Source organism: Mammaliicoccus sp. L-M44 (assembly GCF_022386355.1).
GTDB classification, from domain to species: Bacteria; Bacillota; Bacilli; order Staphylococcales; family Staphylococcaceae; genus Mammaliicoccus; species Mammaliicoccus sciuri_A.
In genome coordinates, this window is sequence record NZ_JAJNIU010000010.1 from 1 (window position 1) to 24784 (window position 24784).

The 24784-nt window shown below is 34.1% G+C and carries 29 protein-coding genes, 1 rRNA gene and 1 other annotated feature; of the genes, 28 read left to right on the top strand and 2 right to left on the bottom strand.

The window, feature by feature from the left end; genetic code table 11:
* The 3 genes from rrf to LQ611_RS07115 all read left to right on the top strand — a co-directional run.
* Positions 1–87 (top strand): 5S ribosomal RNA (gene rrf, locus LQ611_RS07105); the annotation flags it as partial.
* A gap of 88 nt (positions 88–175) precedes the next feature.
* Positions 176–613 carry a hypothetical protein gene (locus LQ611_RS07110; RefSeq protein ID WP_232339621.1) on the top strand — a complete coding sequence of 146 codons (438 nt, stop codon included), beginning with the start codon at positions 176–178 and terminating at the stop codon, positions 611–613.
* A gap of 128 nt (positions 614–741) precedes the next feature.
* A complete protein-coding gene (locus tag LQ611_RS07115) occupies positions 742–1737 on the top strand; it encodes an FUSC family protein (protein ID WP_232339622.1) in 996 nt (331 codons plus the stop codon).
* Positions 1738–1764: 27 nt separating this feature from the next.
* Here LQ611_RS07115 and pdxR read toward each other — a convergent pair whose 3' ends face one another.
* Complete coding sequence (pdxR, locus tag LQ611_RS07120; protein WP_198052440.1) at positions 1765–3153, bottom strand: MocR-like pyridoxine biosynthesis transcription factor PdxR; 1389 nt, start codon at positions 3151–3153, stop codon at positions 1765–1767.
* A 111-nt stretch (positions 3154–3264) separates the two neighbouring features.
* Between pdxR and pdxS the strand changes: the two genes are divergently transcribed.
* Both pdxS and pdxT read left to right on the top strand, forming a co-directional pair.
* Positions 3265–4152 carry a pyridoxal 5'-phosphate synthase lyase subunit PdxS gene (gene pdxS / locus LQ611_RS07125; protein ID WP_025904838.1) on the top strand — a complete coding sequence of 296 codons (888 nt, stop codon included), beginning with the start codon at positions 3265–3267 and terminating at the stop codon, positions 4150–4152.
* A gap of 1 nt (position 4153) precedes the next feature.
* Positions 4154–4729, top strand: coding sequence for a pyridoxal 5'-phosphate synthase glutaminase subunit PdxT (gene pdxT / locus LQ611_RS07130; RefSeq protein ID WP_103360788.1), 576 nt, complete (start codon positions 4154–4156; stop codon positions 4727–4729).
* 55 nt (positions 4730–4784) lie between these two features.
* On the opposite strand, the gene LQ611_RS07135 is transcribed toward pdxT, so the two are convergent.
* Positions 4785–6005: a NupC/NupG family nucleoside CNT transporter gene (locus LQ611_RS07135; RefSeq protein WP_103360789.1), complete on the bottom strand. Its 1221-nt coding sequence runs from the start codon at positions 6003–6005 to the stop codon at positions 4785–4787.
* A gap of 175 nt (positions 6006–6180) precedes the next feature.
* Between LQ611_RS07135 and LQ611_RS07140 the strand changes: the two genes are divergently transcribed.
* The 23 genes from LQ611_RS07140 (at position 6181) to LQ611_RS07250 (ending at position 24703) form a co-directional block, all read left to right on the top strand.
* Complete coding sequence (locus tag LQ611_RS07140; RefSeq protein WP_025904841.1) at positions 6181–6642, top strand: CtsR family transcriptional regulator; 462 nt, start codon at positions 6181–6183, stop codon at positions 6640–6642.
* A gap of 14 nt (positions 6643–6656) precedes the next feature.
* Complete coding sequence (locus tag LQ611_RS07145; protein WP_025904842.1) at positions 6657–7193, top strand: UvrB/UvrC motif-containing protein; 537 nt, start codon at positions 6657–6659, stop codon at positions 7191–7193.
* Entirely contained in the window at positions 7194–8201 is a 1008-nt protein-coding gene (locus tag LQ611_RS07150; protein ID WP_025904843.1) for a protein arginine kinase, read from the top strand.
* 16 nt (positions 8202–8217) lie between these two features.
* On the top strand, positions 8218–10680 hold the full coding sequence (locus LQ611_RS07155) for an ATP-dependent Clp protease ATP-binding subunit (protein ID WP_107572780.1): 2463 nt from the start codon (positions 8218–8220) through the stop codon (positions 10678–10680).
* Between the two features lie 155 nt (positions 10681–10835).
* Complete coding sequence (radA, locus tag LQ611_RS07160; protein ID WP_025904845.1) at positions 10836–12206, top strand: DNA repair protein RadA; 1371 nt, start codon at positions 10836–10838, stop codon at positions 12204–12206.
* A 22-nt stretch (positions 12207–12228) separates the two neighbouring features.
* A complete protein-coding gene (locus LQ611_RS07165; protein ID WP_103360791.1) occupies positions 12229–13287 on the top strand; it encodes a PIN/TRAM domain-containing protein in 1059 nt (352 codons plus the stop codon).
* Between the two features lies 1 nt (position 13288).
* Complete coding sequence (gene ispD, locus LQ611_RS07170) at positions 13289–13975, top strand: 2-C-methyl-D-erythritol 4-phosphate cytidylyltransferase (RefSeq protein ID WP_107572781.1); 687 nt, start codon at positions 13289–13291, stop codon at positions 13973–13975.
* Positions 13968–14447: a 2-C-methyl-D-erythritol 2,4-cyclodiphosphate synthase gene (ispF, locus tag LQ611_RS07175; protein ID WP_107572782.1), complete on the top strand. Its 480-nt coding sequence runs from the start codon at positions 13968–13970 to the stop codon at positions 14445–14447. The genes ispD and ispF overlap by 8 nt, the downstream gene beginning before the upstream one ends.
* A 15-nt stretch (positions 14448–14462) precedes the next feature.
* Positions 14463–15917, top strand: coding sequence for a glutamate--tRNA ligase (gene gltX / locus LQ611_RS07180; RefSeq protein ID WP_107572783.1), 1455 nt, complete (start codon positions 14463–14465; stop codon positions 15915–15917).
* Between the two features lie 253 nt (positions 15918–16170).
* Positions 16171–16812: a serine O-acetyltransferase gene (gene cysE / locus LQ611_RS07185; protein WP_025904850.1), complete on the top strand. Its 642-nt coding sequence runs from the start codon at positions 16171–16173 to the stop codon at positions 16810–16812.
* Positions 16796–18199, top strand: coding sequence for a cysteine--tRNA ligase (gene cysS, locus LQ611_RS07190; protein WP_107572784.1), 1404 nt, complete (start codon positions 16796–16798; stop codon positions 18197–18199). Before cysE ends, cysS begins: the two co-directional genes overlap by 17 nt.
* Before the next feature lie 13 nt (positions 18200–18212).
* Positions 18213–18602: a Mini-ribonuclease 3 gene (locus LQ611_RS07195; protein WP_162841903.1), complete on the top strand. Its 390-nt coding sequence runs from the start codon at positions 18213–18215 to the stop codon at positions 18600–18602.
* Positions 18595–19341, top strand: a complete 747-nt coding sequence (rlmB, locus tag LQ611_RS07200; RefSeq protein ID WP_025904853.1) for a 23S rRNA (guanosine(2251)-2'-O)-methyltransferase RlmB — start codon at positions 18595–18597, stop codon at positions 19339–19341. Before LQ611_RS07195 ends, rlmB begins: the two co-directional genes overlap by 8 nt.
* On the top strand, positions 19341–19859 hold the full coding sequence (locus LQ611_RS07205; protein ID WP_025904854.1) for an NYN domain-containing protein: 519 nt from the start codon (positions 19341–19343) through the stop codon (positions 19857–19859). The genes rlmB and LQ611_RS07205 overlap by 1 nt, the downstream gene beginning before the upstream one ends.
* A 78-nt stretch (positions 19860–19937) precedes the next feature.
* Complete coding sequence (locus LQ611_RS07210; protein WP_107565224.1) at positions 19938–20552, top strand: sigma-70 family RNA polymerase sigma factor; 615 nt, start codon at positions 19938–19940, stop codon at positions 20550–20552.
* Positions 20553–20602: 50 nt separating this feature from the next.
* Positions 20603–20743: a 50S ribosomal protein L33 gene (rpmG, locus tag LQ611_RS07215; protein ID WP_075577615.1), complete on the top strand. Its 141-nt coding sequence runs from the start codon at positions 20603–20605 to the stop codon at positions 20741–20743.
* 14 nt (positions 20744–20757) lie between these two features.
* Positions 20758–20937 carry a preprotein translocase subunit SecE gene (gene secE, locus LQ611_RS07220; protein ID WP_025904856.1) on the top strand — a complete coding sequence of 60 codons (180 nt, stop codon included), beginning with the start codon at positions 20758–20760 and terminating at the stop codon, positions 20935–20937.
* A 14-nt stretch (positions 20938–20951) separates the two neighbouring features.
* On the top strand, positions 20952–21500 hold the full coding sequence (gene nusG, locus LQ611_RS07225; RefSeq protein WP_107565225.1) for a transcription termination/antitermination protein NusG: 549 nt from the start codon (positions 20952–20954) through the stop codon (positions 21498–21500).
* A 147-nt stretch (positions 21501–21647) separates the two neighbouring features.
* Positions 21648–22070, top strand: coding sequence for a 50S ribosomal protein L11 (rplK, locus tag LQ611_RS07230; protein ID WP_025904858.1), 423 nt, complete (start codon positions 21648–21650; stop codon positions 22068–22070).
* A 115-nt stretch (positions 22071–22185) separates the two neighbouring features.
* A complete protein-coding gene (gene rplA / locus LQ611_RS07235; RefSeq protein WP_037589918.1) occupies positions 22186–22878 on the top strand; it encodes a 50S ribosomal protein L1 in 693 nt (230 codons plus the stop codon).
* Between the two features lie 41 nt (positions 22879–22919).
* Positions 22920–23060, top strand: a sequence feature (ribosomal protein L10 leader region).
* 42 nt (positions 23061–23102) lie between these two features.
* Positions 23103–23609: a 50S ribosomal protein L10 gene (gene rplJ / locus LQ611_RS07240; RefSeq protein WP_107565226.1), complete on the top strand. Its 507-nt coding sequence runs from the start codon at positions 23103–23105 to the stop codon at positions 23607–23609.
* A gap of 40 nt (positions 23610–23649) precedes the next feature.
* Positions 23650–24012 carry a 50S ribosomal protein L7/L12 gene (gene rplL, locus LQ611_RS07245; protein ID WP_267919501.1) on the top strand — a complete coding sequence of 121 codons (363 nt, stop codon included), beginning with the start codon at positions 23650–23652 and terminating at the stop codon, positions 24010–24012.
* An 82-nt stretch (positions 24013–24094) separates the two neighbouring features.
* Complete coding sequence (locus LQ611_RS07250) at positions 24095–24703, top strand: class I SAM-dependent methyltransferase (RefSeq protein ID WP_037589919.1); 609 nt, start codon at positions 24095–24097, stop codon at positions 24701–24703.
* Positions 24704–24784: the final 81 nt, after the last annotated feature.

The following is a 24784-nucleotide window of genomic DNA, read 5'->3' on the forward strand; positions in this document are numbered from 1 at the left end:
CTGTTCCCATGCCGAACACAGAAGTTAAGCTCTTTAGCGCCGATGGTAGTTGGGCTTACGTTCCGCGAGAGTAGGACGTTGCCGGGCAAATATTTATAAATGGATGCGATGAGCCGCACTCGAGACCTGTTAGGTCTCTTTTTTTTTGCTTGAAAATTGTGAGAGGAGATATGACATGAAAAAATATTTTGAAGTGATGTTTAAAGTGAATAAAAATAATTTAGCAACTAAAAAAGCATTTATGCAAGCCATCATTGTTTTTATCATTTTAGCTGGAAGTGTATTACTTGGAAGATTCGATCTAGGACTAACTGCGTTATTAGGATCATTTAGTAATATATACATTATTAATGGATCATATCCTTCACGAATTAGAAAAGTTATAGCAGTTTCTATAGTATTAAGTATTTGTATCATGTTAGGAACGATTACAATCACGATTCCATTTTTATATGCATTAGTATTAGGTCTTATAGGGATGATAGGTCATTTCGTTTTAAAAGCTTTTCAAATACCTGGTCCTTCTTCTTTATTCTTTGTACTTACATATAGTGTAGCTTCTATTATGCCAATTATGCCTGAGGATTTCCTGAACAGAGGATTACTTGTTTGAGGATTACTTGTTTTATGTGGGGGTATTGTTAGTACAATTGTTGTAATAATTGATGCAATGTTTAATCATAAAAAGCCGGAAGCTGAAAGTGTATCAAATATTTAGCTGAATTAATTAATGATACAGTCATGATTCTTAACGATAAGAATTTGCAATTTGATAAACAAATTAAATATAGAAAACCGATGTACTCAAGAATTATTAAGGAAAATTTATCAAGAGATTCATTAGTTTTAATGTCTTCTATGCAATATGGAATTATATTATTTACTTCAGTTATCATCGCATTTGGTATGGGGTTTGAAAGAGCTTATTGGATACCAATATCTTGTTGTTCTGTATTATTAGGTTCATCATCACTCTCTACAATCCAAAGAGCATTGCAAAGAACAGTAGGTACAATTACGGGTATGTTAGTTGCAATTTTAATTTTAGCATTTGAGCCTAATACATGGACGATTGTCATACTAATGGCTATCTTGATGGGAACAGCTGAGTTATTAGTCGCATTTAATTATACAATTGCAGTCACATTTATTACACCGAATGTTCTTTTAATGTCAGCAGCAATCACTCAACATTTCGATACATATTTAGTGATGCCAAGAATTGTTGATGTAGTAATAGGTTCAGTAATAGGTTTAATTGGTGTACTAATAGTAGGAAGAAATCAAGCGTCTAAAAAATTACCTAAGACGATTAATAATACGTTAAAACTACAAGCAAGTTTGTTACATGCAATATTTTCTTCTAATAAGTATCATCATAATATAGCAAAATCAAAAATCATCACAGATTTGCACACTGAAATCATGAATACGAAGGCAATGTATCAAGCTGCGTTGAATGAAATGGATAACAAAGTTAAAAAGATTGAATATGTTTATCCGATTATATTTACAGTTGAACAATTAGCATTTACGTTAGAAAGAGCTTATGCACAAGGTAAGATTACGACGCTATCAGATCATGACTTAGGACTTTATTTAACGACATATGAGAATATTTGTAAGAAAGTGGTCTTTAATGCAGACTATGAAAAAATTGATTTACCAGAATTAAAAGAATATACAAGCATTAGAAATGAATTAATGAAATTACAAAGTTTAAGTCATAGCAAATAAAAAAAGACTTCATTGCGAAGTCTTTTTTTATTTGGTTAAACATTCTATTAAACTATTGATATGTGTTTTGGCATCTTCAATATTAATACCACCGAATCCGAGAACAAAGTGAGGTTTCTCATCAGTTTGTTTAAAGCGATAATGAGAGAGGGGTTTAATATCGATATTGCATGCTTCAATTCTTCTTATACATTCCTCTAAAGATAAACCATTATGAACATTTAATATAAAATGCATTCCCGTTAATTCCCCTGAAATCGAAAAGGTTTCAGGATATTTTTTGAGTTGTTCGAGTATAATATCTCTTTTAGTTCGATATATTTTTCTCATGCGATTTAAATGTCTTTCGAAATGACCTTCATTCATAAACCTTGCTAACATATATTGGGTATGTCTTGGTACGGTGCCACCTTCTATGTTTGTCTTTTTGTGATATAAAGCAATTAAATTTTTCGGAAGTACAGCATAGGCCACTCGCAATGAAGGCGAAATAGATTTAGAGAACGTACTGACATATATAACGCTATCTGAATGATCTAAACTTTGTAGTGCTGGTATCGGCCTTCCACTAAATCTAAATTCTGAATCATAGTCATCTTCAATAATAAATCGATTGTCTCGTTCTGAAGCCCATTTAATGAGTTGTGTTCGTCGTTTTAAGTCCATAATGACACCAGTTGGAAATTGATGACTAGGTGTTATATACACAACATCACTATCCGTCTTGATAATTTGCTCTATATCAATCCCATTTTGTGTAACTGGAATAAAATCAAATGGGATATGTTTTCTTTTTAATAGATCTCTCACTTGTTTGTATAGAGGATCTTCAATCATATATTTAGACTCTGAAATGATATCCGTAATAATGGATAATAACTGCTCTGTTGACGACCCAACGACAATTTGATCTGGTGAACAATTTACGCCACGGCTATGAAAGACATAATAACTGATTTCTTTTCTTAGATTAAAATCACCTTGCTTATGGCCACTATCTAATAAATCTATTTGTTGTTCATCAAATGCTTCTTTAGCGTATTTTCTAAAAAGGTCATTCGGGAAATGCGTTTTGTCTATTGCACCTAATTTAAAGCTATATTGATACTTTTGTTCTTCTATGTAGTGAGCTTCAGGAATTTTCGTTTTATAGGTTACCGGTAGATTAACGATGTCATTAATATAAAAGCCAGAACGATTTTTACTATAGATATAACCTTCATCGCAAAGTAGCTGATAAGCGTGTTCTATCGTTGTTTGACTTACCGATAAATAATGACTTAATTGCCTTTTTGAAGGTAATTTTTCGTTATACCTCATAACGTCGTTAATAATATTTTTTTTGATATTTTCATATAGTTGTATGTATATAGGCGTATTAATCTTCCTATTGATGTCGAACATGAGCATTTCCATTTTATTCACCTCGAAAACTGACCACTAATTATTTGATAAATCTGACTCTTTTACCAGTTCAGAATTTAGTATAACCTACTAGTAAGCGATTTAAAAGGAGGAAGTTTTACGATGTCAAAAATTACTGGTTCAGATAAAGTTAAAAGAGGTATGGCAGAAATGCAAAAAGGTGGCGTAATCATGGATGTGGTTAATGCCGAACAAGCTAAATTAGCTGAAGAAGCAGGTGCTGTTGCTGTAATGGCATTAGAACGCGTACCATCTGATATTAGAGCAGCTGGTGGGGTAGCAAGAATGGCTGACCCACGTATTGTAGAAGAAGTTATGAATGCTGTATCTATTCCTGTTATGGCTAAAGGTAGAATTGGTCATATCACAGAAGCACGTGTATTGGAATCAATGGGCGTAGATTATATTGATGAGTCAGAAGTGTTAACACCAGCAGATGAAGAATATCATTTGAAAAAAGATGAATTTACAGTGCCATTTGTTTGTGGTTGCCGTAATTTAGGTGAGGCTGCACGTAGAATTGGTGAAGGTGCTGCAATGTTACGTACGAAAGGTGAACCAGGAACTGGTAATATAGTTGAAGCAGTTCGTCATATGAGACAAGTGAATGCAGAAGTACGTAAATTAGTTGTGATGAGTGACGACGAAATTATGACTGAAGCTAAAAATATTGGTGCACCATATGAAGTATTAAAAGAAATTAAAGATCTAGGTCGTTTACCAGTTGTAAACTTTGCAGCAGGTGGGGTAGCAACGCCAGCTGATGCTGCATTAATGATGGAATTAGGCGCTGATGGTGTATTCGTTGGATCTGGTATCTTTAAATCTGAAGCACCAGAAAAATTTGCTAAAGCTATTGTTCAAGCAACTACACATTATCAAGATTATAAATTAATTGCTGAATTGTCTAAAGAATTAGGACCAGCTATGAAAGGTTTAGACATCAATCAATTATCATTAGAAGAACGTATGCAAGAGCGTGGATGGTAATATGAAGATAGGTGTCCTAGGTTTACAAGGTGCTGTAAGAGAACATATTAAGCATATTGAAAAAGCTGGCCATGAAGGTATTACAATTAAGCATGTAGAGCAGTTAGATGAAATTGATGGTTTAGTCTTACCTGGTGGAGAATCAACGACTATGCGTCGTTTAATGGATTTATATTGCTTTACAGAAGCACTAAGAAATAGTTCCTTACCTATGTATGGAACTTGTGCGGGGTTAATACTTTTAGCGAAAGAAGTAGTTGGCCAAGAAAGTCATTTAAATAAATTGGACGTTGTTGTTGAGAGAAATTCATTTGGTAGACAAGTAGATAGCTTTGAACAAGATTTAGATGTTAAAGGTATTGAAGAAGCGGTTAATGCAGTATTTATACGTGCACCTCACATACAATCAGCTCATGAAGGTGTGGAGGTATTATCTAAGGTTGAAGATAGAATTGTAGCTGTAAGACAAAATCAATACTTAGGTATTTCATTCCATCCGGAACTTACTGAAGACTACAAAATTATGGCGTATTTCATTGAAGAAATCGTAAAACAATATCAAATAGAACAAGTATAATAAACAAAAAAGCAGTCTACAGAACGATTATTGTTCTGTAGACTGCTTCTATTTATTATAAGAAAAATCCTGCGATTGTAGCTGATAAGAATGATACTAATGTTGCACCGTATAATAATTTAATACCGAAGCGTGCGACATTATCCCCTTGTTTATCATTTAATGATTTAACAGCACCCGCGATGATACCAATAGAACCAAAGTTTGCGAATGAAACTAAGAATACTGAAATGATACCATTTGCTCTTTCTGAAATATCTGCATCAGGTAGAATACCCATCGCAACAAATTCATTTGAAAGAACTTTAGTAGCCATAATACTACCTGATTGTACTGCATCTGCCCAAGGAACCCCTGTTAAGAAAGCGAATGGTGCAAATACAAATCCAATTAATGTTTGGAAGTCCCATGAAACTGTACCACCAGAAACGAAACTTAAAATGTTAGACGTAACACCATTTAATAGTCCGATTAATGCAACATAACCGATTAACATTGCTGCTACGATAACGGCAACTTTGAAACCATCTAAAATATATTCACCTAACATTTCGAAGAATGATTGTTTTTCTTCTGATTCTTGAATCATGATGTCGTCTTCTTTTGGATCTACTGTATATGGATTAATAATGGATGCCATAATAAATCCACCAAATAAGTTTAATACGATAGCTGTTACAACGTATCTTGGTTCAACCATCGTAAAATATGCACCAACGATTGATGCAGATATAGTAGACATAGCTGAAGCTGTTAATGTATACATACGATGTTTAGGAATTAATGGAAGTTGTTTTTTGATAGAAATAAACACTTCTGATTGACCTAAAATTGCAGATGCGACCGCATTATATGATTCTAATTTACCCATACCATTAACTTTAGAAATGACTAAACCTAAATATTTAATGATAAGAGGTAAGATTTTAAGGTATTGTAAAATACCGATAAGTGCTGATACAAACACAATTGGCATTAATACGTTAAGGAAATAAACTGAAACAGGCTTATCTGTCTTAGGATCGATATTTGCAATACCCGCAAATACGAAGTTTATCCCTTCCATAGCTTTTGCTATGATGTAGCCAAAACCACTTGAAATACCACCTATGATAGTTAATCCACCTGTTGTTTTTAATAATAAGAAAGCAAATATAAACTGGATTACGATCATTAATCCTATATACTGCCATCTGACACGCATTTTATCAGAGCTTACTAACCATGCTAGAAATAGGAATAATAAGATACCGATAATCCCGATAATATAATGCATAATTGACACACCTTTCCCTTCGTTTATACTCAATCATAACCTACCTTATATGATAACTTATTTCTTTTGAAAGCGGTATAAAATTTTAAAAATTTTTAAAGAAACAAATTAATTGAAATAATAAACAACAGAACATATAATATAGTCAAAGAAGGTCAAAAGAGGTGATGAATTAATGCACAACATGTCGGATATCATTGAGCAATACTTAAAGCAATTGCTAGAGGAGGCTCAAGGAGATGTCGTTGAAATTAAACGTGCACATATTGCTGAAAAGTTTGATTGTGTACCTTCCCAATTAAACTATGTTATAAAAACAAGATTTACAAATGAGCACGGATACGCTATTGAAAGTAAAAGAGGCGGCGGTGGTTACATTCGTATTTCAAAAGTTGAAACGAATAGTCAATCAGCATTCATTAGACATCTAATTGAATTGACAGGCGATCAAATCTCACAAGCAAATGCATTTAGAATTGTGGATGGTTTGTATGAAAATGACTTAATTACAGATAGAGAGAAAAAAATGATTGTTCAAACGCTTCATAGAGATACATTGCAAATAGAAATACCATATAGAGATATTATTCGAGCAAATATATTGAAACGTATACTTGCCGTCATACATTATAGTTAAAAAGGAGTGACAGTATGCTTTGTGAAATTTGTGGTAAAGAAGAAGCAACAATTCAATTAACATCAACAGGTAAGAAACATAAAACAGAACAATGGATATGTAAAAACTGTGCTTCAGAACATTTTTATTTCCAAGATGATCATATGAGTGATCAAAATTTGGACCAAGAATTTGTTGTGAACCAATTTCTACAATATTTAGTAGGTAAACATGGTATTAACTTTAAACAAGTTCAACCACAAGAAGAAAAGCACTGTCCTACTTGTGGCATGACTTTAACAGATATTGCTAAAGTTGGTAAGTTTGGTTGTCATGACTGCTATGAAACTTTTAAAGATGATGTACCGCAAATTATTAGAAGAGTTCAAGCGGGCAGTGGGGAGCATACAGGTAAAATACCTGTATCTTCAAGAAGTAAAATACAACTCAAACAACAAATTGCTGAGAAAGAAAAAATACTCCAAGGCTTAATTGAAGAGCAAGCCTTTGAAGATGCAGCAGTTGTAAGAGATGAAATAAAAGCATTGAAAGCAGAAGGTGAGGTCGAGTAAATGGAAGAGCATATGAATGAACATATTAGCGATTGGATGAAAGAAACAGAAGACACGCCAATTGTCATGAGTTCTAGAATAAGACTTGCACGTAACCTTCAAGACGAAGTTCATCCGCTCAAATATGAAGAAGATGACGAAACAGGCAACAAAGTAATAGAAAAAGTGAGTAAAGCATTATCAGAATTGAAATTGACGAAGTTATCAGATTTAAGTGAACTAGATCAGAATAAACTCGTGTTCAAACATCTTATTAGCCCAGCTCTGACAAAACAGAAATTTGGTGCAGTATTATTAAATGAAGATGAATCAACAAGTGTTATGATCAACGAAGAAGATCACGTTAGAATACAAGTTATGGGTCACAATCTCGTGCTAAACGAGTTGTATGAAACAGCATCTAAATTAGATGATGAGCTTGATAAACATCTAACGATTTCATATGATGAACAGCACGGATTTTTAACGACTTGTCCAACGAACATTGGAACAGGGTTAAGAGCGAGTGTTATGTTGCACTTACCTGGCTTAAGCATTATGAAACGTATGAAACGAATTGGACAAGCTATCAATAGATTCGGATATACTATTCGAGGTATTTATGGTGAAGGTACAGGTGCACTTGGTCATGTGTATCAAATATCCAATCAATTAACACTTGGTAAGACTGAAGAAGAAATCATTGAAGATTTAACTCAAATTGTTGAACAAATCATTAGTGAAGAAGAACAAATTAGACAAAGACTTGATCGCTTTAATCATATGGAAACAAAAGACAGAGTTCATCGTGCGAAAGGTATATTGAAATCTGCACAATTAATATCTGTTGAAGAAGCTTCATTAAGATTAAGTGAAATGAAACTGGGTATAGATTTAGGACATATCGAGAGTAATAACTTTAATTTTGATAATTTAATGGTTACAATACAAACACCATTCTTTGAAGGTAATGACTCGGAACAATCTGTAGATGAACAAAGAGCAACCTTTTTAAGAGAACATATATAAAATAGGAGGTTAGTTTATGCTATTTGGTAGATTAACAGAACGTGCGCAACGTGTATTAGCGCATGCACAAGAAGAAGCAATGAGATTGAATCATTCAAATATAGGTACGGAACATTTATTATTAGGTTTAATGAAAGAACCTGAAGGCATTGCAGCAAAAGTGTTAGATGCTTTCGGTATTACTGAAGAAAAAGTAACAAAAGAAGTTGAAAACTTAATTGGCCAAGGTCAAGAACAAGTTGGTGCGATTCATTACACACCAAGAGCTAAGAAAGTAATTGAACTTTCAATGGATGAAGCAAGAAAGTTAAACCATACATTTGTTGGAACAGAACATCTATTACTTGGATTAATTCGTGAGAACGAAGGTGTGGCAGCACGTGTATTTGCTAATTTAGATTTAAATATCACGAAAGCAAGAGCACAAGTTGTTAAATCATTAGGCAGTCCAGAACAAGGTTCAAAAAATGCTCAAACGACTAAAAATCAAGCAACACCAACTTTAGATGGATTAGCAAGAGACTTAACAGTCATCGCGCAAGATGGTACGTTAGATCCAGTAGTTGGTCGTTCAGATGAAATTACACGTGTCATTGAAGTGTTAAGTAGAAGAACTAAAAATAATCCGGTATTAATCGGTGAACCAGGTGTCGGTAAAACGGCTATCGTTGAAGGCTTAGCACAAGCAATCGTACAAAACGAAGTACCAGAAACATTAAAAGGTAAACGCGTTATGTCATTAGACATGGGTACTGTTGTAGCAGGTACTAAATATCGTGGTGAATTTGAAGAAAGACTTAAAAAAGTAATGGAAGAAATTCATCAAGCAGGCAATATTGTGTTATTCATCGATGAGTTACACACACTGATTGGTGCAGGTGGAGCAGAAGGTGCTATCGATGCATCAAACATCTTGAAACCAGCATTAGCTCGTGGTGAACTACAATGTATCGGTGCAACTACATTAGATGAATACCGTAAATATATTGAAAAAGATGCTGCATTAGAACGTCGTTTCCAACCTGTAACAGTTGATGAACCAAATACTGAAGATTCAATTGCGATTTTAAAAGGTTTGAGAGATCGTTACGAAGCGCATCACCGTATTAATATTTCAGATGAAGCGATTGAAGCGGCCGTTAATATGAGTGACCGTTACATTTCAGATAGATTCCTACCTGATAAAGCAATCGACTTAATCGATGAAGCAAGTTCTAAAGTAAGACTTAGAAACTATACAACACCTCCAAGTCTTAAAGAACTTGAATCAGAATTAGAAACAGTTAAGAAAGAAAAAGATGCTGCCGTACATTCTCAAGAGTTTGAAAATGCAGCTAATTTAAGAGATAAACAAACAAAACTTGAAAAACAATTAGAAGATACTAAAAACGAATGGAAAAAAGTACAAGGTGAGAAAAACACTTGTGTAACTGCTGAAGATATCGCAGTCGTTGTCGCAAATTGGACAGGTATTCCAATTACGAAATTAAACGAAACTGAGTCAGAGCGATTACTAAACTTAGAAACTATCTTACATGAACGTGTAATCGGTCAAAACGATGCAGTTAAATCTATTTCTAAAGCAGTAAGACGTGCCCGTGCTGGTCTTAAAGATCCTAAGAGACCAATTGGTAGCTTTATATTCTTAGGACCAACAGGTGTTGGTAAAACTGAACTTGCACGTACATTAGCTGATGCAATGTTCGGTGAAGAAGATGCTATGATCAGAGTGGACATGAGTGAGTTTATGGAGAAACACTCTGTCAGTCGTTTAGTAGGTTCTCCTCCAGGTTATGTAGGTCATGATGATGGTGGACAATTAACTGAAAATGTAAGACGTAAACCATATTCGGTTATCCTATTTGACGAAATTGAAAAAGCACATCCAGATGTATTTAATATCTTGTTACAAGTGTTAGATGATGGTCATTTAACAGATTCTAAAGGTCGTAAAGTAGACTTTAGAAATACTGTCATTATCATGACATCAAACGTTGGTGCACAAGAATTACAAAATGCTAAATTTGTTGGATTCGGTGCTAAAGAAAGTGGACCGGATTACGAAACTATCAGGAAAACAATGATGGATGAATTAAAACAACAATTTAGACCAGAATTCTTAAACCGTGTAGATGATATTATCGTCTTCCACAAACTTGAAAAAACACATCTTAAAGAAATTGTGAATAAAATGGCTGGTAACTTAACGAAACGATTATCAGAACAAGGTATTCACATTACGCTTTCAGATTCAACACAAGAAAAAATTGCTGATGAAGGATTTGATCCAGAATATGGTGCAAGACCATTAACACGTGCTATTCAAAAACACGTCGAAGATAATTTAAGTGAATTAATCTTATCTGGACAAGATTTAGTAGGTAAAGATGTCATTGTAGATTATAGAGATGATGAATTTAAATTCGATTTATCAGATCATAAGGAAGATAAAGAAGCAGAAGAAACTTCAAAAGCTTAAAAATCAACAATGTTAATTTAATATTATAATGAGTCCGCAAGCTATTTATCATAATAGTTTGCGGGCTTTTATATTGATTTTAAAGTATATTAATTTGTTTTTAATGTCAGTCAAGTTTAAAATATAACTATTCAATTAATACGGAGGTAACATGAATGGCCAAAAAGAAAGTAATATTTGAGTGTTTAGCCTGCGGATATCAATCTCCAAAATGGATGGGGAAATGCCCTAATTGTGGTGCATGGAACCAAATGGAAGAATCAATAGAACATAAAGAAACTAAAGGTCCTAAAAATACATTCAAGTCAGATGTACCCGCACAAAAAATAGAAAAATTAAAAGACGTTAAAGAAGAAGATACACCTAGAATTAAGACAAAAATCAATGAATTTAATCGCGTTTTAGGTGGCGGTGTTGTAGAAGGTTCGCTTGTACTCATTGGTGGTGACCCTGGTATTGGTAAATCCACATTATTATTACAAATTTGTGCGGCTTTATCTCAACAAAAAAATGTCTTATATGTTTCAGGTGAAGAATCTGTAAGACAAACAAAATTAAGAGCTGAAAGATTAGTTGAAGATTCAGGAGAATTAAATGTTTATGCTGAAACGAATTTAGAGATTATACATAGTATGGTTCAAAAAGAAAAACCAGATGTATTAGTAATAGATTCCATTCAAACTGTCTTCCACCCTGAAGTCACTTCTGCGCCAGGTTCTGTTTCTCAAGTTAGAGAATGTACACAAAATTTAATGCACATCGCAAAACAAATGAACATTGCTACATTTATTGTTGGACACGTAACGAAAGATGGACAAATTGCTGGTCCACGTTTGTTAGAACATATGGTAGATACAGTATTATATTTTGAAGGCGATACACATCATGCATACAGAATATTAAGAGCAGTCAAAAACCGTTTTGGTTCAACAAATGAAATGGGTATTTTTGAAATGAAGCAAACGGGTCTTAACGAAGTTAAAAATCCGTCTGAAATGTTCTTAGAAGAAAGAACGAAACATGTATCGGGTTCGACTATTGTGGCAACTATGGAAGGTACGAGACCTATTTTAGTTGAAGTACAAGCTTTAGTGACGCCAACGACTTTTCATAATCCACGAAGAATGGCAACAGGTATTGATCACAATAGATTAAGCTTATTGATGGCTGTATTAGAGAAGAAAGAGAATTTCTTATTACAACAACAAGACGCATATATCAAAATTGCTGGTGGTGTAAAATTAAGTGAACCCGCAGTAGATTTAAGTATTGTTATCGCAATAGCTTCAAGTTTCCAAGATAAACCTACTAAAGGTGATGATTGTTTCGTAGGAGAGGTTGGCTTAACAGGTGAAGTAAGAAGGGTTGCTAGAATTGATCAACGTGTACAAGAAGCGGCTAAATTAGGGTTTAAACGTATTATCATACCTAAAAATAATATTAAAGGTTTAGAATTCCCTGAAGGTACAGAAGTAATTGGCGTATCAACAACAAGAGAAGCATTGAAAATTGCTTTTAATGCATAATTAACCATTAGGAGGTTAACGTATGAAAATTTTAAAAGGACTAATCATACTGTGTTATTTAGTCATAGGTTCCTCACTAGGCATTATGGTGATTCCAGAACTGATTAATGCGTTTAGTATTCAACCCGAACAAGTACTGACCAATCCGTATATCGATGGTCTTATAGGTGCGGTTGTTATTTTCCTATTGTTTGGGTTTTTGATTGATAAGATTGTAGACATGGCTGATCAAGGAGAAAAATATTTATTAAAAAGGAGTATTCTTGAAATATTCTTCGCCACAGTTGGTGTCATGATAGGCTTAATGATCGCGGTTATGGTTTCGTTTATATTAGAAATGATCGGTGCACCAGTTCTGAAACATATTTTACCTATTATTATTGCTGCTTTTTTATGTTATCTAGGCTTTCAGATTGGTTTGCAAAAGCGAGAAGAAATATTACGATTATTTCCAGAAAGTATATCAAATTCTTTAACGAGACAAACAACTTCAAAATACGCCAAAATTTTAGATACAAGTGCCATTATTGACGGGAGAATATTAGACGTCGTGAAGTGTCATTTTATAGATGGAGAAATTCTCGTACCTCAAGGTGTAATTGAAGAGTTACAAGTCATTGCAGATGCTAAAGACAGTGTTAAACGCGATAAAGGACAACGTGGGTTAGATATATTAAATGAATTGAAGAAAACGGATTTCTCGATTTCAATTATTGAACCAACGTCTACACATAAAGATGTAGATGCCCTTTTAATCAATTTAGCTAAGCGATATCAAGCAAGTATTATTACAACAGATTATAATTTGAATAAAGTATGTGCATTTCAAGGTATAAAAGTTCTAAATGTAAATGATTTATCAGAAGCGATTAAACCAGTACTACACCAAGGGGATATTTTCGATTTATTAATTACGAAAATAGGTAAAGAAGATGATCAAGGTGTTGGTTATCTTGATGATGGTACAATGGTCGTCATTGAAAAAGGGCGAGAATATATAGGAAAGACAATTCCTGTTGAAGTGATGAGCTTACTACAAACTTCCTCTGGTAGAATTATATTTGCGAAGAAGGTGTCATAAATTGGGGTTTACGACAATCATTCCTGCAGCTGGACAAGGTAAAAGGATGGGAACTGAAATCAACAAATTATTTCTAGAAATTAACGGTGAAACAATTATTCGTCAAACTGTTGCCGTGTTTCAAGAAATAGATTCATGTGAACAGATTTTTATTGCTGCACATCCAGACGAAGTTGAATTAATGGAAGACCATTTAAAGGACTTTAGTAAAGTTGCTGGTGTTATTCCAGGTGGTCAAGAAAGACAACATAGCATTAATGAAGTTTTGAAAGTATTGATTGATACTGAAGTTGTAATGGTTCATGATGGTGCAAGACCATTTATTACACAAGAAAAAATCAATCAATTATATCAAAATGCCTTAACAAAAGATGCAGTGATTTTAGCAGTTCAAGCTAAGGACACAATTAAGCAAGTTATCGATGGTGTTGTTGAACAAACTTACGATCGCTCAACAATGTGGCAAGTTCAAACACCTCAAGCGTTCAAAAGAGACATAATTTTAAAAGCTTATGAACAAGCAGAAGCACAAAATTATTTAGGTACAGATGATGCTTCGTTAGTAGAGAGAGCAGGGTATAAAGTACACATATCAAATGGTGATTACGACAATATCAAAATTACAACCCACGAAGATTTAATCATTGCACATTCTATACTAGAGAAGCGAGGTATTTGCGATGTTTAGAATAGGTTACGGTTATGATGTGCATGAATTTGATCCGACAAGACCATTGATCATTGGTGGTCTTGAGATTGAACATACACATGGTTTAAATGGTCACAGTGATGCAGATGTGTTGCTCCATGCAATTACGGATGCTATTCTAGGTGCTGCAAGTCTAGGAGATATAGGAAAGCTATTCCCAGATACAGATCCAGCTTTTAAAGATGCAGATTCAAAGTTATTGCTTAAAGAATCTTATGAACAAGTTTTGAAAAAAGGATATAAACTTGGGAATGTAGATGCTACAATTGTAGCGGAACAACCTAAATTCAGGCCTTATATAGATCAAATGCGAAGTGCAATTGCTTCAGTATTAGACGTGTCTATTGAAGATATAAATGTAAAAGCAACAACGAATGAAAAATTAGGATTTCTAGGAAGAGAAGAAGGCATACAAGCACAAGCTGTGGTATTATTAACAAGTAAAGAATAAAACAGGAGTGAGACGATGAGTAACAAAGTAAGAGTAAGATACGCGCCAAGTCCGACTGGTTACTTACACATCGGTAACGCAAGAACCGCATTATTTAACTATTTATTTGCGAAACATTATAATGGGGACTTTGTTATACGTATTGAAGATACAGATATAGCCAGAAATTTAGAAGACGGAGAAGCATCACAATTTTCTAACCTTGAATGGTTAGGCTTAGATTGGGATGAGTCTGTTAATAAAGACGGAGGATACGGTCCATATCGTCAATCTGAACGTGGCGACATTTATAAGCCATTAATTGAAAAATTATTAGCTGAAGATAAAGCGTATAAATGTTATATGACTTCAGAAGAATTAGAAGCAGAACGCGAAGAGCAAATTGCAAGAGGTGAAATGCCTCGTTATGGTGGTAAACACGCACACTTAACAAAAGAAGAACAAGAAGCATTTGAAGCAGAAGGTAGACAACCAAGTATTCGCTTTAGAGTGCCACAAGATAAAGAATATAAATTCGATGACATCGTTAAAGGTGAAGTATCATTTGATTCAAATGGTATCGGCGACTGGGTAATCGTTAAAAAAGATGGTATTCCAACTTATAACTTTGCAGTTGCGATTGATGATTACTACATGGAAATTTCACACGTTATTCGTGGTGATGATCATATTTCAAACACACCTAAGCAACTTATGATTTATGAAGCGTTTGGATTCGAGCCTCCACAATTTGCGCATATGACATTAATCGTTAATGAAGAGCGTAAAAAATTAAGTAAACGTGATGGTCAAATTCTACAGTTCATCGAACAATATAAAGATTTAGGTTATTTACCTGAAGCAATCTTTAACTTTATTGGTTTATTAGGATGGTCTCCTGAAGGCGAAGAAGAAATCTTCTCTAAAGAAGAATTTATTAAGATCTTCGATGAAAAACGTCTTTCTAAATCACCAGCATTCTTTGATAAGAAAAAATTAGAATGGATTAATAACCAATACATGAAAGAAAAAGATTCTGAAACAGTCTTTGAAATGACAATTCCTCACATGGTTAAAGCAGGTCTATTACCTGAAAGTCCATCTGAAGCTGAATTATCTTGGGCAAGAGACTTAGTAGGTTTATATCAACAACAAATGAGTTATGCTGGAGAAATTGTTCCTTTATCTGAGTTATTCTTCAGAGAACATCTTGATTTCAGTGATGAAGCACAAGAAGTCTTAGATGGTGAACAAGTTCCAACTGTTATGGCTGAACTTGTGAAACAACTTGAAACTTTAGAGCCATTTGAACCAGCAGAAATTAAAAAATCAATTAAAGCTGTTCAAAAAGAAACAGGCATCAAAGGTAAACAATTATTTATGCCTATACGTGTTGCTGTTTCAGGTCAAACTCATGGCCCTGAATTGCCGAATACAATTGCGTTGTTAGGTCGATATAAAGTACTTAACAGATTAAAACGTTTTGTTTGATTTTTTTAGAACGAGAAATTATTATATAAATGACTTAAAGGACAAGTAGATTAGATAATGTGAAATTAGAGAGTACATGGTTGCTGAAAATGTGCCACATTACTTAAGCGAATGCACCTTTATTACAAATATGATGATGTTAATATTTAAAAGAGTGAGCATTTTTTAATGCTAAAAAGAGTGGAACCGTGCAAAAAGGCACCTCTAGCAATTATTGTTAGGGGCGCTTTTTGTTATCTGAGGGGGGATTTAAATGTTTAAACGAGTCAAAGATGATATTCAAATGGTATTTGATCAAGACCCTGCAGCAAGATCTTCATTTGAAGTCGTTATGACTTACTCAGGACTACATGCTATATGGAGTTATTTGATCGCTAATTGGTTCTTTAAGAAAAAAATGTACTTTATAGCAAGATCGATATCTCAAATTGCTCGATTTTTCACAGGAGTTGAAATTCATCCAGGTGCTACAATCGGCAAGAGATTATTCATCGACCATGGCATGGGTATCGTAATAGGTGAAACATGTCGTATCGGCAATAATGTAACAATCTACCAAGGTGTAACACTCGGTGGGACAGGTAAAGAACGCGGAAAAAGACATCCAGACATAGGCGATAATGTACTGATAGCTGCTGGTGCAAAAGTATTAGGTAATATTGAAGTCGGCAACAATGTGAATATTGGCGCGAACTCAGTCGTTCTCAAAGATGTACCAGATTATTCAACAGTAGTTGGTATTCCAGGTAGAATTGTTAAACAAGATGGATTGAAAATTGGTAAGAACTTTAATCATACAAATTTACCAGACCCAATATATGAACAATTAAAAGAATTAGAACGTCAACTTGAAAAGACGAAGAATGGAGAGATTGTTGATGATTACGTTATATAATACGTTAACAAGACAAAAAGAAGAATTTATTCCTATCGAAGAAGGAAAAGTAAAAATGTATGTATGTGGACCGACAGTTTACAACTACATTCATATTGGTAATGCAAGAGCAACAGTAGCATTTGATGTCGTAAGAAGATATTTAGAATACCGTGGCTACGATGTACAATATGTATCTAATTTTACAGATGTTGATGACAAATTAATCAAAGCTGCAAATGAATTAGGTGAAACAGTTCCGGAAATTGCGGATCGTTTTATTGAAGCATTCTACGAAGATACAGGTGCTTTAAATTGTAAACGTGGAACAGCGAATCCAAGAGTAATGGATCACATGGATGATATTATTGCGTTCATAGCTGTATTAGTCGAAAAAGGCTATGCATATGAAAGCGGTGGTGACGTTTATTATCGTACAAGACGTTTTGATGATTACGGTAAGTTGAGTCATCAATCATTAGATGATTTAAAAGTTGGCGCTAGAATAGAATCAGGTGAACAAAAAGAAGATGCGCTAGACTTCACTTTATGGAAAAAAGCTAAACCAGGCGAAATTAAATGGGTTAGCCCATGGGGAGAAGGTAGACCAGGTTGGCACATTGAATGTTCTGTAATGGCACAAGTTCATTTAGGCGATACGATTGATATCCATGCTGGAGGAACAGATTTGCAATTCCCTCACCACGAAAATGAAATTGCTCAATCAGAAGCACACAATGATAAGACATTCGCGAATTATTGGATGCACAATGGCTTTGTAAATATTAACAATGAAAAAATGAGTAAATCATTAGGTAACTTTATTTTAGTTCATGACATTATAAAAGAAATTGACCCTGATGTATTAAGATTCTTTATGGTAGGTGCGCACTATAGAAATCCAATAAACTATGATTTAGAACTTGTACAAGCAGCTAATAGAGGTTTAGAAAGAATTAGAAACAGTTATCAATCGTTAGTTGATAGATCGCAACATGCTGTATTAGAAGAAGATGAAACAGAACAACATATCGAACGTATTAATGAAATATTAAAAGACTTTGAAACATCTATGGATGATGATTTCAATACAGCTAATGCAATGACTGCATGGTATGACTTGAATAAATTAGCTAATAAATATTTACTTGAAAATACAACTTCTACAAAAACAATTAATCGTTTCAAAGAAGTGTATGAAATCTTTAGTGAAGTTCTCGGTGTACCTTTAGTAGGTAAACAACAAAATGAATTGCTTGATGAAGAAATTGAAGCATTAATTGAAGAACGTAATGAAGCAAGAAAAGCTAAGAATTTCCAAAGAGCGGACGAAATTAGAGACGCACTAAAAGAACAAAATATTATTCTTGAAGACACAGCTCAAGGTGTGAGGTTTAGACGTGGATAAATTAACAATTAAAATGTTAAATCCGTTATCCTTAGCTTACATGGGTGATTCGATATTAGATACGTATGTCAGAAAACATATTATCCTTAAAATAAAAGGGAAACCTAATCGATTACATCAATTGTCTAAACAATATGTTTCTGCAAAGGGACAAGCTTATGCACTTAATATTTTGATAGAGAATGAATTTTTTACAGAAGAAGAATTAGAAATTATTCAACGAGGTCGTAATGCAAAAAGTTATACGAAAGCGAAGAATACAGATATTCAAACGTATAGAAAAAGTTCAGCGATTGAAGCGGTCATCGGTTATTTATTCTTAATAGATGAAACAGAACGCTTAGAAGAACTCGTTAATAAAATGATTGAAATAACAGAAGAAAGGGTGGGAGCCAATGGATGAATCGATTATAGTTGGTAGGCATGCAGTCAAAGAAGCGATAACTTCAGGTCATACGATTAATAAAATATTAATTCAAGAAGGTATCAACAAGAAACAAATTGGTGAAATTTTAAAAATTGCAAAATCTGAAAAAATAGTCGTCCAAACTGTACCTAAATCAAAAATTGACTATTTAACAGATGTTCCACATCAAGGTATCGCGGCTCAAATTGCGCCATATCCATATAAAGAATTAGAAGATTTCATTTCAGAAACTAAAGATATTGACCATGTACCGTGCTTATTGATGTTAGATGGTTTAGAAGATCCGCATAATTTAGGTTCTATTATGAGAACAGCTGATGCAATAGGTATTGATGGCATTATTATTCCGAAGAGAAGATCCGTGCAGTTAAATGCAACAGTAGCAAAAGCTTCAACAGGTGCCATTCAACATGTTCCAGTTATTCGCGTGACGAATTTACCGCAAACAATTGAAAGACTTCAAGAAGTAGGATATTGGGTCGCAGGTACAGATGCAAAGAATGCGACTGATTATAGACAAATGGATGCTGGAATGCCACTTGTTATCGTTATAGGCAGTGAAGGCGAAGGTATGAGTCGATTAGTGAAAGATAAGTGTGATTTTTATATTAAATTACCAATGGTTGGACACGTTAATAGCTTAAATGCTTCTGTTGCAGCGAGTCTGCTTATGTATGAAGTTTATAGAAAAAGGCATCCAATAGGACAATCATAATGAAAGATATCTATTTAATTATTGATGGCTATAACTTAATAGGACAATCAAACGAATTGTCTTCCATTGCTCAAGTTTCTTTAGAAGAAGCGAGAGATAAATTGTTAATCACACTTATCAATTATAATACCCAGCATGATGGTGAAATGATTGTTGTTTTTGATGCATATGGTGTAGAAGGTACTGAATCAGTAGAATTTAAGCACGGTGTGAAAGTTGTTTATACGAAAGGGAAAGAAACAGCAGATAGTTATATCGAAAGACTAACGTATGAATTATATCGAAAGCATATTACGCATATTACAGTAGTCACAAGTGATATGAGTGAACAACATGCTATTTTTGGTTCAGGTGCGTATAGAATCTCATCTAGAGAAATGTGGTCAACAATTGCAAATCAAGAATCTGTTGTAACAAAGCATCTATCAGAAATTAAAACTAAGACGCCTAGAAATAGATTGAACTTGCCAGATGAAGTATTACAGCAATTTGAAAAATGGAGAAGAAATAATCGATAAATATGATTTTTTGGAGTTTGATTTATAAGGAACGCGCTCTGTAAAATATGCTCAAAACAATAACAAGGGATGAGCATGATGAATGACATGAATACAGACAAGCAGTTGTTAAAATGGATTGCTGACATTCAGCGTGGTGACAAAGAAGCGTTTAATCAACTATTAAATGTTTTCGAAAGTGACATTCAGAAGCGGGTAAGCACATTGAGACTACCTTATAATGATAAAGAGGACATCGCACAAATTATAAGATATAAGTTGTATAAGCAAGCACTCACATTTGATTGTGACAAGCAAGAGTCCTTTATACATTGTGTGAATGTCATTATTAAAAATGCTAAAATTGATTATATAAGAAAAGTTAAAAGTACTAAGTATCAAATATTAAAAGATTCATTGAGTATTGATGAAACAAAAAGTGATTCGGTTAATTTAATAGGGTGTCTAAGAGATGGTCATGGTCAGGATTTTGAAAATGAAATGTTAACAGAATGTTCGCTATCCTATTTGATGGATTCTAATAAACTATCACCTATAGAAACGGACATTCTAAAATTAACAGCACAAGGAAAAACAAAAAAAGAAATATCAAATGAACTAGATGTACCAGTAAAACATATATACAACGCACAATACAGATTAAAAAAGAAACTGAACAAGGCTGAAATTACTTCAGCTTTGTTTGACAATTAGGTGTTTTGTTTTGTATATTAATCTAGGATTAGAATGAATTAGGTGATAAGATGAGAAAAGTCCCTTTAAATTGCGAGAAATGCGGAGCTAGAAATTATACAGTCCCTAAAAAAGATACAGATCAACGATTAGAGCTAAAAAAGTTTTGTAAAACTTGTAATACGCATACATTGCATAAAGAATCCATCTAAAAGGAGGAAAATCAATGGCTAAAAAAGAAAACTTCTTTCAAGGCGTAAAATCAGAAATGCAGAAAACAAGTTGGCCAACTGGCAAAGAACTTGTTAAATATACAACAATAGTAGTGTGTACAGTAATCTTTTTCTTAATCTTTTTCTATGCATTAGATTTAGGAATTACAGAATTAATTAATTTGATTAGATAGTAAGGAGTGGCAAAATGTCAGAAGAGATAGGCGCTAAACGATGGTATGCAGTGCACACTTATTCAGGTTATGAAAATAAAGTCAAAACAAACCTAGAAAAGCGTGTTGAGACAATGAACATGCAAGAACAAATTTTTAGAGTTGTGATTCCTGAAGAGGAAGAAACATCTATTAAAGATGGTAAAGCGAAGACACAAATCAAGAAGACTTTCCCTGGATACGTATTAGTTGAGTTAATTATGACTGATGAATCATGGTATGTCGTAAGAAATACACCTGGCGTTACAGGTTTCGTTGGTTCTGCTGGTGCAGGATCTAAACCAAATCCATTATTACCTGAGGAAGCGAAATTCATCCTTAAACAAATGGGCATGGTAGAAAAAACTGTCGACGTAGAAGTTGAATTAGGTGAACAAGTACGCGTAACAAGCGGACCATTTAGTAACCAAGTTGGTGAAATCAAAGAAATCGATGTTGAGAAGTATAAATTAACAGTACTTGTTGACATGTTCGGTAGAGAAACACCAGTCGAAGTTGAATTCGATCAAATTGAAAAGTTGTAAAAAAACACTTGAAATTTCATAATTTCAATGTTATTATTTAAAGGTCGCGCTCGGACTATGCGCAACCATTTCGTCACGAAATGAAGAGTGGGAGGGTAAAATATCATTACCCCATGACCACATCACGATATCAAGGAGGTGCACATCGTGGCTAAAAAAGTAGTTAAAGTTGTTAAATTGCAAATTCCTGCAGGTAAAGCAAACCCAGCACCACCAGTTGGTCCTGCATTAGGTCAAGCCGGTGTGAATATTATGGGATTCTGTAAAGAATTCAACGCTCGTACACAAGAGCAAGCAGGTTTAATCATTCCAGTTGAAATTACAGTATTTGAAGATCGTTCATTTACTTTCATCACTAAGACACCACCTGCAGCAGTATTACTTAAAAAAGCAGCTAAAGTAGAAAAAGGTTCTGGTGAACCTAACAAAACTAAAGTTGCTACAGTAACTCAAGACCAAGTACGTGAAATTGCTAACACTAAAATGCCTGACTTAAACGCGGCATCTGAAGAAGCAGCTATGCGTATCGTTGAAGGTACTGCACGCAGCATGGGTATTGTCGTAGAATAATTGAGTTTTAAAGTTTAAGCAGGCGGCTATTTCGCTGTCTGCTATTGCATTGTCTTTATGGATAATGCACGTGGGAGGTAACATTCCGCTAAAACCACTAAAGGAGGAAAACAAAATGGCTAAAAAAGGTAAAAAGTATCAAGAAGCAGTTGCTAAAATCGATCGTACTGCAACATACGCTGTTGAAGAAGCGATTAAATTAGCAAAAGAAACAAGTACTGTTAACTTTGATGCATCTGTAGAAGTTGCATTTCGTTTAGGCATTGATACACGTAAGAATGACCAACAAATCCGTGGTGCTGTAGTATTACCACACGGTACTGGTAAAACACAACGTGTATTAGTATTCGCCAAAGGCGATAAAATCAAAGAAGCAGAAGAAGCTGGAGCAGATTATGTAGGTGAAGAATATATTAACAAAATCAACCAAGGTTGGTTCGACTTTGATGTAATCGTTGCAACACCTGACATGATGGGTGAAGTTGGTAAACTTGGTCGTGTATTAGGACCTAAAGGTTTAATGCCAAACCCTAAAACTGGTACAGTAACAATGGATATCAAAAAAGCAGTAGAAGAAATTAAAGCAGGTAAAGTAGAATACCGTGCTGAAAAATCTGGTATTGTTCATGCATCTATTGGTAAAGTATCATTTGACGAGCAACAATTAGTTGATAACTTCAAAACAATTCAAGATACATTAACTAAAGCTAAACCAGCATCATCTAAAGGTACTTATTTCAAATCTGTTGCTGTTACAACAACAATGGGTCCTGGTATCAAAGTTGATACTTCAAGCTTTAAATTATAATATAAAAATATTGACTTCAACTCCAAAACGCGTTATAGTTTTGGATGTGTAATATTTAACCTAAGACAGTAGGAGTTCATTTTTGAACTTAAAAAGCGATCCTACCGAGGCTTAAATTGACTTGAACGTATAAAATTCAAGCACTTTTTGCCGTGGGTAAAAAGTGCTTTTTTGTTGAGAAACCTCATCATAAAAGCACGGACAATTAATATGGAGGTGTAGAGATGTCTAATTCAAAAATCGTTGAAGCTAAACAACAAAAAGTTGATTTAATTACTGAACAACTTAAAAATTCTGTTTCAACAATTATTGTTGACTACCGTGGTTTAACAGTTGCGCAAGTTACTGAATTACGTAAACAATTACGTGAAGCAGGTATCGAATATAAAGTTTACAAAAACACTTTAGTTCGTCGTGCTGCTGAAGCTGCTGGTATCGAAGGTTTAGAAGAAACATTAACTGGTCCTAACGCAATTGCTTTTTCAAACGAAGAAGTTGTTGAACCAGCTAAAATTCTTGCTGACTTCGCTAAAGAAAACGTAGCGTTAGAAATCAAAGCAGGTGTTATCGAAGGACAAGTTGTATCTGCAGAAGAAGTTAACACTATCGGTTCATTACCATCAAAAGACGGTCTTGTATCAATGTTACTATCTGTATTACAAGCTCCAGTTCGTAACTTTGCTTATGCAGTTAAAGCTGTTGGAGAACAAAAAGAAGAAAGTGCTGAATAATTCAGCAACAAATAAAACTATTTAATGGAGGATATATATCATGTCTAATGAAAAAATTATTGAAGCAATTAAAGAAATGTCAGTATTAGAATTAAATGACTTAGTAAAAGCTATCGAAGAAGAATTTGGTGTAACAGCAGCAGCTCCTGTAGCAGCAGCTGGCGCAGCTGGTGGAGACGCAGCAGCTGAAAAAACTGAATTCGACGTTGAATTAACTTCAGCTGGGGATTCAAAAATTAAAGTTGTTAAAGCGGTTAAAGAAGCAACTGGCTTAGGCTTAAAAGAAGCTAAAGAAGTCGTAGACAACGCTCCTAAAGTTGTTAAAGAAGGTTTATCTAAAGAAGACGCTGAAGCTTTAAAAGAAAAATTAGAAGAAGTTGGCGCATCTGTAGAATTAAAATAATCTCTGTATTAAATCAAAAAACCCGTTATTATCATGATAACGGGTTTTTATTTACTCATTTAATCAATAAAGAGGTGGCGTAATGAGTCATTATTTTGATAACGATCCAAACGTGAAGTCGGAACGAGAAAGTTTCGATTATTTTTATCGCGATAACAAACTCTCTCTTCAGACAGATCATGGTGTTTTCTCAAAAGGGAAAATAGACTTTGGGTCTGATTTACTCGTAACAACGTTCTTAAATGCAAATCCCCCTGGTCCTAAAAAGAAAATATTGGATGTGGGCTGTGGTTATGGTCCAATAGGTTTAATGTGTGCGAAAGTACTTCCGCATAGTGAAGTGACTATGGTAGATGTGAACGAACGCGCATTGGATTTGGCAAAAGATAATCAACGATCTAACAACATTCAAAATGCTCAGTTGAAAGTAAGTAACTGTTTAGATGATGTATTAGATTTAGAATTTGATTTTGTATTAACAAACCCTCCAATTAGAGCAGGGAAAGAAATTGTTCATAAAATTCTTGAGCAAAGCATCGAAGTATTATCGAGTGGTGGACAGCTTCTAGTTGTTATTCAGAAGAAGCAAGGTATGCCTTCTGCAAAGAAAAAAATGCAAGATATTTTTGGTAATGCAGAAATAATCGAAAAAAGCAAGGGTTATTACATTTTAAAAAGTGTAAAAGCTTGATTTTGGTGTTTTGTTCTGATATAGTAATAGAATGTTAAAAATTATATTCAATAAGTGTGTACTTTTGCGTCGCCCTTAATT